Here is a 9,043-nt window from a genome sequence, read left to right on the forward strand (position 1 = left end):
GCCTCTGGTTGAGGCGTCGGCGGATGAAGCGGGAAGCCCGAAAGACGAATAAGACCGTCCCTGAATTGACCTGAGAATTGGAAGCCCCAACCCTCAGCGAAGCAGGTTGGGGTACTTCACAGTGCGCAGGAGAATTAGTATGATGCTTCAATTCCGGTGGAGGTTTTCATGACTCAGACGATGGTTTTACCAGGCACTTATATTGAGGTGCGTGATGAGGGTTTGATTAGTGCTGGCGGCGTAGTTACAGGCAACATTGGAATTGTCGGCACAGCGGAAAAAGGACCTGTAGACCAGGTGCAATTGCTCGGTAGCTTGTCTGAAGCTAAGGAAATTTTTGGTGAAAGTGACGAGTGGCAAGACGGGACTAAAAATGAACTTACATTAATTCGTGCTCTAGAGCTGATTTATCAAAATGGAGGGCAGAATGTTTATGCGGTGCGGACAGCTAAGAATTCAACATTATCTTATGCAACATATGAATTGAAAGATAATTCGAATACATTGCTGACCCTGAAAGCTAAAACTCCTGGTACTCTGGGAAATGAGATCAAGATTAAAATTACAGTTGTTAGCACAGAAATAACAGTCAAACTCTCCCAGGACACAATTGAGGAAACATACTCAGTAACAAATATTGCTGAACTCAAAACTGAGGTTAATCAAAAATCAGCTTTGGTGGAGGTTGACGGGACTACAACCGAGGGAACACCAAAATCCGTAACTGATTATGCCAACTTCACTGGAGGCAAAAATGGTGCTGATGCTACGAGTGATGATTACGCTAGAAGTTTAGCTCTCCTAGAGAATGAAATCGTTAACATTGTGCTACTGGCTGGGCAAGATGTTACCACAACAGGGATGTCAACCGTTCTAGAAGGACACCTGAAGACAACAGCAGGAATCAAGCGAGAGCGCATTGGCATCATTGGTAGTGGCTTTAGCAATGGTAAAGATAGCTTAGACGATATTACTAAGCACACCATCAATAATGACCGCATCATTTTTACAGCACCGGGAATTTTGGTTTCATCTCAAGGAAAACAAAACAAGCTACCCGGTAGTTACCTAGCTGCTGCTGTGGCTGGGATGCTGTCTTCGTTGCCTGTACAAACCAGTCCCACTAACAAAACTCTAACAATTGAAGGTCTAACTACGGAATTTAACAGTACACAACTGGAAAAACTGGTCACAAAACGTGTTTTAACAGTAGAAAAACGGGCTGGATTTCGCATCGTTAAAGGAATAACCACCGATGATGGAGCCTGGAAGCAAATCACTACCAGACGGATTGTAGACTATGCAATCTACGGGGTTCGTAGCAGTTGCAATCCCTATATAGGTAAGTTGAATAATGAACGAGTGCGGGGAGCGATGAAAGCTACCTTGAATGCTTTCTTGACGCGCATGGTAGATAATGAAGCCTTGGTAAGTTATCAACTTGATGTATCAGCAACCCGCGCTCAAGAAAAAGAAGGGAAGGTGATGGTTACCATGACTCTGATGCCAACCTTTAGCATCGACTTTATCCAGGTGACGATGTATCTCCAATAAAAAAAGACAGTCAAGTCGCTTGACATGCAGGTCACGCTACGCGATCGCTCCAATTCAAAATTCAAAATTATTAATTCAAAATGACAATCAGTGGGGGCTTGTACCCGGAATTAAAAAATTGCAAAATTTGTTAAATTTTTAATTTTTAATTTTTAATTTTTAATTTTTAATTCCCCAAAGGGGTCACGCACCATCAGCTGCCCTCACAACCAAGGATGAAAATCCTTAAATTTCGGAAATAGTTAGGAGGACTAGTATGCCCAATGTTAATGTCTTTCGCGGTTCTGATGCCTCGTTGGTTCTAGCTGTCGATGACAGTGAGTCAGTAGAAGGTAAACTTGCGGATAGTTTAATTGGTGAGTATGAATTTTCGAGTATAGTTGGCCGCTTACAGAACGTAACGGTCAAGGTGGAAAATGAGTTACGACCTTACCACGAAATTGGTAAGCGTTTCCCAACGGAGTTGCGTCCAGGAAATATCAATGTTTCTGGCTTCGTGCAACGAGCTCATGTTAATGGGGCTTTAATTCGGCTGCTGCTGGGTGATGGAGCAACAAGTCCTCCGCCAATTGCCGCCATTCCCCAACCTTCCTTTAATATCGTTATTGCCCTGAAAAATCCAGCCTTTCCTGACCAAAGTAGTACTCTTACTGTGTTCGGTGTTAAGTTTGAAAGCTGGAGTTTTCAATTACCTGAAGATGATTTTGTGATGGAAGGAGTTAGCTTTAAAGCTTTACGCATTAGTGCAGAAGAAAAAGGTTAACTAATGACAAATAACTAACTAATCAATGCTCAAATGGAACCAACACCAGAAGAACTCCTAGCTGGTTCTACCGTTATCTTTAATGTTGTGGTGCCTCCACATATCTTGCAACCTACTCAAAGCAATCAGCAGTCAGATCCTGATGTGGTTGTGCAGCTACGTCCTTTGACTATTGGTACCTTTGGGCTAATTATGAAAGCAGGGAAAAATGATCCAAGCTTAATTCCCTTGTTGATGATCAAGGAATCACTGGTAAAGCCAGCCCTTTCCTTAGAACAAGTCAAAACGATGCATCTGGGGTTGGTTAACTTTTTGATCGCTGAAATTAGACAAATCAGTGGGCTGACCGAAAAAAAAACCTAAATGGCTTGAGTGCTTCCCCATTGGTAAAAGCCAGCTACCGTTTAGCCCGTGCATTTGGCTGGACTCCCCAACAAGTGCAAGCAATGACCATGGGGCAAGTCTCGATCTACTTACAAATGTTAGATGAGGAAGTTAGTGATGGCGATTCCTGGGGAAAGCTCTCCTAATATCAATCAGGCTCTGGTCGCTCTTGGGGAATCCCTACGTAGTGAGTTTCAAGCCTTGATTGGTGAATACACCGCAGGGGGATTAGCTGGGAATTATTTGACCAGTGAAGATTGCTCCGAACTCCGCTGTTTAGAGAAAGTTGTATCTCAGGTTGGACAGCTAGGTGAGGAATTCACAGCTTTGGAGACGTGGCTAACTTCCGGGTTTATCCCAAAAGGTTTAGCAACTCCGATTGATGCTGATTCTGGGTATGATTATGCCCCCCTAGCCCCCCAGCGAGCAATCCCTCGCTGGGGGGAACAAAACTCTCAAAGTCCCCCGAGCGAGCAATCCCTCGCTCGGGGGGATTTAGGGGGCTTTTCCCAAACCAGACCATCGCCCATTCATACTTCAATTCAGCAACACCCAACTCCTAATCCAACTATGGAGGATAGTTGGTCAACACCAGTCGGTGGCGATCAGGTAAGCCAGGGGAATAATAGCGACGTTTTCGTTAATTCAGGGGATGTACAATTCTCTAGGGTGGAATCAGGGGCTACAAGAAGGCAGAAGGCAGAAGGCACAGGGCAGAAGGTGCCCACAACTACTCCTGCCCAGGAGCTGACCCTAGATCAAGAACTCTTCCCTTCTGCCTCCAAAGCTCCCTCAACCCAATCTCGATCTAAACAACCAACTCTGGACAGGAATGAAGCACTCTTACCAAAGCATTCGAGTAATGTTCAGGGCTTGAAAGAACTTGCCGAATTATTAGCTTCCCAGGAACAGCTAGATTTAGCAAACCCTAATCTGGTTAGTGCCTCTGATCCCACGTTGCACTCAAACCTAGTAGATCGGGGGGACTTCGAGCACACGGGAGATCAAGTACTATTTACACATGCAACTCCCGATCTACTGATTGATTCTTATCGGAGTGGTGAGCAAATAGGCATTGCTGAATCTTCGGATGAATATGAGTGGGGTGGGCATCCTGCTAGGGCGTGTTTTCAAAGTTTTCCGCCAGATGATGATCCCCCCCAGCCCCCCTTAATAAGGGGGGAGCCATACTCAAAGTCCCCCGAGCGAGCAATCCCTCGCTCGGGGGATAATGGGGGTACTCCGAGTTTGAAGACACGCCCTAGCCCCAGGCAGGAAACAGGCAAGATGCCCATTCCACAAAACTCTTCAAATCATGCCATGATTAAGCAACCCCAGGAAATCAGTGGTGGGAGTCCCGAAACCTGGCAGAGGTTTCCCTTGGGTGCGGATACTGATATTACCCCACCCCAGGCTCTTCAAACTTCCAGTGACCCATCAGCGATCAGCCCTCAGCGATCAGCCCTCAGCGATCAGCCCTCAGCGATCAGCCCTCAGCCCTCAGCGATCAGCCCTCAGCGATCAGCGATCAGCCATTACCCATTACCCATTACCCATTACCCATTACCCATTACCCATCACCCATCACCCATTACCCATTACCCATTACCCATCACCCATTACCCATTACCCATCACCCATTCTTCCGATCCCAGCAAGCTAGAAACAGAGGTTGAAACAGAGATGATCAGGCGCAACGGTACACCAGAAATGGACTTAGATCAGATTATGGACGCGATCGCTAGCAAAGTCAGTCGCGAATACCGCAGATTTTATGGGAGCAGCTAATCATGGCTATTGAGTTAGGAAAAATTAAGCTAAACCGAGTGCATCGGCTGGTCACCCTAGAGCAAGCGAATTTGATCTCCCATCGTGTTCCTGGTATGGCAGGAAACCTTGTACAGGACTTGGGACGGGACTCAGTCTTATTAGGGATTAGCGGTATCTTTTACGGTTCTACAGCCAGTAAGGACTTGGAGGCACTGCGACAAATTTACAAACAGCGAAAACCGGTGGATTTTATTGCCGAAATTGTTGGCAGAAGCTACTTTGGCCAGGTTATTGTGGAACGATTTGAGGTGTTTCAATTAGCTAAGGAGCCAGAGCAGTTCAGCTATACTTTGACCATTGCTGAGTATACTGATCCTCCTAGTAGTCAAGGGGGTGCAGCTGTTGCTCAGGTAGACCAGTCGATTCAGGTTAAGGCGAAGAATCTGATGGATGTTGCTACTCTTCCTGATGCTCTACAACTGGGTACTATTCCGGAAATTACTAACCCATTTAAACCGTTAAAAGGAGCTTTAGAACCCGTACAGGAAGCCACAAAAGATTTAGATAAAGTTACAGAAGGATTAAAAGCTATTTTTGGGATTTAAGTAAGCATTCAGCTATCAGCTATCAGCTATCAGCTAATGCAATACCCTTACGCTGTCTTGATCCCAAGCGCGAGTGGGGGAAACTCCTTCGGGCCTGTGACCACGCTACACAGAACAGCTTTTGAATAAAATAAGCTGACTGCTGACGGCACCTCAAGTAGCGTGAGCTTTTAGCTGACGGCTGACGGCTGACGGCTGACAGCTGAATGCTTACGTATTTAAGTTGCCGTTTTTAGCTTTCAACCGGCTTTTACACACAAGATTCAGTTAATCAGACTCAAGATTATGGCACTCTCTATTGTCGATAAATTAAAAGATATTAATCCTCAAGTAGCATTTGCTGATGCTCAAAATCAATGTACTCAAGCGGAAAGTACTGTTGCTCAACTGGGTCAAAATGGTCTTCCTGATGTTGGTAATTATCAGCAGCAAATAGAAAAGCAGCTTCCTCAGGTCGATTTGACAAATGTAAAGAATATAATTTCCCAGGTGCCTTTATCTGCTGAGGAACTGAAAGCAGAATTATCAGGAAAAATCAACCAACTTACAGAAATTAACTTCGACAGCCTTACCGCAGCCATTCCCTTACCCAAGGCAGCTGATTTCGGAGACTTGACTATTGCTGATGAAATTAAAAAGACTATTGGCTCTTTAACTGAAGACTTGACAGGTAGCTTCAGTATCGGAGACTTGCCCACAGACACAAAAACTATCTTTGGGGAATTTGAAGAATTTGTCACCAAGGCAGGAATGTTACCTGTTCGCACCTTGGATGTTTTATTCAAAGCACTAAAAAAATTCCTCGATAAATTGTCAGATCCAGATGAATTACTGAAAAAAATTGATTCACAAGCCCTCACCGAAATTTTTAAGGAGCAGATTAACTCCTTAGCAGAACAACTTCCTTCCAAGGCTCTTAGCCGCATTGAAATGAATATCGAGGATCGAATTAAATTAATAGCAGAGTATAAACAACTGCTGGGTTCACTAAAAGACCCTACTTCCCTAAAAAAAGAGCAATTTCCAAAACTGAGAAAAAGCATTGGAGCGATTGCTAGAAAAATTGAGAGCCTTGATGCTAGCACAGATACAGCTCTGGCAAATTTACAAAACTTTAATATTACCAATTTCCAAACTGCTTTAGAAGAATTAATTAGTACTGCAGGAGATGGTGCTACTACAGGAGCTTTAGTTCCTTTCTTTAATAAAATCAAGACTTATATTGAGACTCTGACAGCTAAAGTTAAAACTATTACCGATAAACTCAGAGAGTTTGCCCAGAAAATACCAGAGGTTATTGAACAAGCCATTAGTAAAGTGAAGGAAATTGCCACTAAAGTTACCCAAGGTATTGCCGACAAAATTAAGCAAGGAGAAGAGCTGTTAAATACAGTTAAAAGCTATATTAAAGAAATTATTCAAAAAATAAAACAGTTTATTGAAACTACTTCTCGTAAGTCCCAAGAATTAGTTAAACCCTTTAAAAAAGGATGTAATCAAGCCTCGACAACTATTGTTGGTAAAGTTGATGAATTTTCTGGAGAAATAAAAAAGCAAACTAAAAAAATAGAAGATTCAATTAACGACGTTAACAATAAAATTAAAAACCAGCTCAACCAAGAGCAGTTAGAAAATAAAATCAAGGATCTGTTTGAAAAAGTTACTGCCATTTTGAATAGTCCTCAAATTACTAATGCCCTAAAAGACGCTGAAGAGGGTATGGGGACAATTACTGAAAATCTCAAAAAAGTGTCCCTTAAACCAGCGTTTCAAGTGGTGGTAACCAAAAGCAATGGCTTGGAGAAGGAGTTAAAAGCGGTTGATGTCTCTACCCTTAGTACCCCGGTTAAAACCGCACTAAAAGTCGGAACAGAGGTAATTAAAGCGGTGGATGTTCCGGGTGTCGTTAACCCTGAGTTGAAAGCTGCCTTTGATGAGATTTTAGCTCCCTTAGACAATATTGTGGCTTTAATGGAAGGGGAATTTCATAAAATTGACGACAAAATTGAATCTTTACAACCTGGTACTCTGGTAGTGAAGTTTCTCGACCCCTATCTTACTCCTCTTGTGGATAAATTAAATGAGTACAAGCCTTCTATACTTCTTCAACCAGTCAAAGACTTTTATAATAATCTCCTGGAAAAACTAGAAGTGATTAATCCCAAGCAATTGTTGGATTTGTTAGAAGAATTATACCAAAAATTACTAGGGGTGATTGAGTCCTTATCTCCCACAATGATCACAGATTTCCTGAATCAGCAGCTGGCAACTGTCAAAACCCACCTAGATAATTTACCTGTCGAGAAGCTTGTGGGCAAAGTGACGGATGGTTTGAGTCAAGTAGATAAGCTGATGGCGGATATCGGGTTGTCGGATGTCCTCAAGTCAGATTTTTGGAAAACTTTGCAGGACATATTGAAATTAAAGTTTACCGATAAAATTAAAGAGGTTAATAATATCCGAAATAAGATCGTAGACCAAGTGAATGCAGTTGATGAGCAGGGTTTGACACAGCAATTGCAGCAACTCCAAACAGCGATCGCAACTTACACCGAGACTCCCAATCTAGCAACCGATGGCGTTGCCGGACAAGTGAAAGCTTATCACCAGGCGGTAGAAACTCTAGCAGCACCAGCAGCCAGCTTGCCAACTCCACCAGCAAAAATTGCTGTAGATTATGAAGATTTGCGAAAACGCTTGGAAAACCTTTATCATAAATTTACTTACACCTCCCCCCAGGAGGTTACTAAAACTTCCCCCCAATCCCTCCAAGAGGTTCTAAAACAACTGAATACTATCGTTACAGACACCACTAGACTCCAGGGGAATGAGAGCCAACGCGATCGCTTGCAACAAAGTGCCAACCGCACTTCTCCTCAGCAGGTAATTGCTCACTTCAAGAAAGTTATTCCCGATGAACTCAACCGACAGATTGTCAATCCTCTGCGGGAAATTCTCCTGGCTTTGGACGAATTACTAAAGCAGCCTCGTACTGTTCTTGGTGACATTAACAATGTGATCAACAGTATCGAAAAGGCTCCGGAACAATTAGTGGAGATTCTCAGCAAGGTTGCTAAGACGCTAGGTGACCAAATTCGTCAGGCAATTAATGGTCTTAAAGAGGCAATTGACAGTCTGAGTAAGGAGGTGGTAAAAGCAATTGAAGGGACATATCAAACAATTTCGGAAACCTTAAATTATCTGAGGCCGAAGCTACTGCTGAATTCCTTTGATGAGAGTGACTTTAAAGATATTAATAGTTTAATCAAAAAAATTGCTACCCCCGAGGATAAAGTTTTCAAGGATAAAGTTTCTGAGTACATCAATAGTAAGCTTTCTGATCAAACTAAATCGTTGCTAACGGCGAATAAACCAGGAACTAAGCAAGCGGTGATTAAAGAGTTGAATAACCTGCTGATCCAGAAAGACTTCTACAATGAGCAACAGTTTGAGCAAGTAACCTTGACTACCGAGGTTAAAGTTTTAAGTTTAGGTGACTATAAAAGTGATCTGGGTGATCTGGTTCACTTTAACCGTTTGTTAATCGAAGCGAATTATCCCCAAGAGCTTGTGATGAATATGGAATCAATTTTCCCTTATCTAAAAGACAAGCTCAAAGAGATTTATCCTCAAACTATTGTTGATGAACTAGACCAGTTACATGGAAAGATAATCCAACTATTAAGAGACATTCCTGAGGCAGTGGGTGATGCTCTAGATAGCCAGTATCAGCAAGAAGTAGTGAAAAAGACCAAAGACTTGCGAGAAGCGATTAATAAACTTTTTGCAGAACTGCGGCAACGGCTAGAAGCTCTCAAAAGTGAGCTGGATATTGGTTTGGAGGATGTGGCTGATTCTTTTGATCGCTTGTTGAATGCTTTGCCGGTTTAGTTAGGTAATGGGTAATAGGGAATGGGTAATAGGTAGTAGGTAGTAGGTAATGGGTAATAGGTAATGGGTAGTATGT

7 protein-coding genes are annotated in these 9,043 nt (G+C 42.9%); all 7 read left to right on the top strand.

Annotation, left to right across the window (positions count from 1 at the left end):
* Positions 1-168 precede the first annotated feature (168 nt).
* Entirely contained in the window at positions 169-1,554 is a 1,386-nt protein-coding gene (locus LYNGBM3L_RS14190; protein ID WP_008184356.1) for a phage tail sheath C-terminal domain-containing protein, read from the top strand.
* Positions 1,555-1,810: 256 nt separating this feature from the next.
* Positions 1,811-2,317 carry a hypothetical protein gene (locus LYNGBM3L_RS14195; RefSeq protein ID WP_008184357.1) on the top strand — a complete coding sequence of 169 codons (507 nt, stop codon included), beginning with the start codon at positions 1,811-1,813 and terminating at the stop codon, positions 2,315-2,317.
* Positions 2,318-2,350: 33 nt separating this feature from the next.
* Positions 2,351-2,680, top strand: a complete 330-nt coding sequence (locus LYNGBM3L_RS14200; protein WP_008184358.1) for a hypothetical protein — start codon at positions 2,351-2,353, stop codon at positions 2,678-2,680.
* Between the two features lie 5 nt (positions 2,681-2,685).
* Complete coding sequence (locus tag LYNGBM3L_RS43515; RefSeq protein WP_154659786.1) at positions 2,686-2,847, top strand: hypothetical protein; 162 nt, start codon at positions 2,686-2,688, stop codon at positions 2,845-2,847.
* A complete protein-coding gene (locus tag LYNGBM3L_RS45750; RefSeq protein ID WP_044493194.1) occupies positions 2,819-4,489 on the top strand; it encodes a hypothetical protein in 1,671 nt (556 codons plus the stop codon). The genes LYNGBM3L_RS43515 and LYNGBM3L_RS45750 overlap by 29 nt, the downstream gene beginning before the upstream one ends.
* Before the next feature lie 2 nt (positions 4,490-4,491).
* Positions 4,492-5,076: a DNA circularization N-terminal domain-containing protein gene (locus tag LYNGBM3L_RS14210; protein ID WP_008184360.1), complete on the top strand. Its 585-nt coding sequence runs from the start codon at positions 4,492-4,494 to the stop codon at positions 5,074-5,076.
* 285 nt (positions 5,077-5,361) lie between these two features.
* Positions 5,362-8,967, top strand: a complete 3,606-nt coding sequence (locus LYNGBM3L_RS14215) for a rhoptry family protein (protein ID WP_008184361.1) — start codon at positions 5,362-5,364, stop codon at positions 8,965-8,967.
* Positions 8,968-9,043: the final 76 nt, after the last annotated feature.

This window comes from Moorena producens 3L (assembly GCF_000211815.1).
In the GTDB taxonomy this organism is placed as follows: domain Bacteria; phylum Cyanobacteriota; class Cyanobacteriia; order Cyanobacteriales; family Coleofasciculaceae; genus Moorena; species Moorena producens.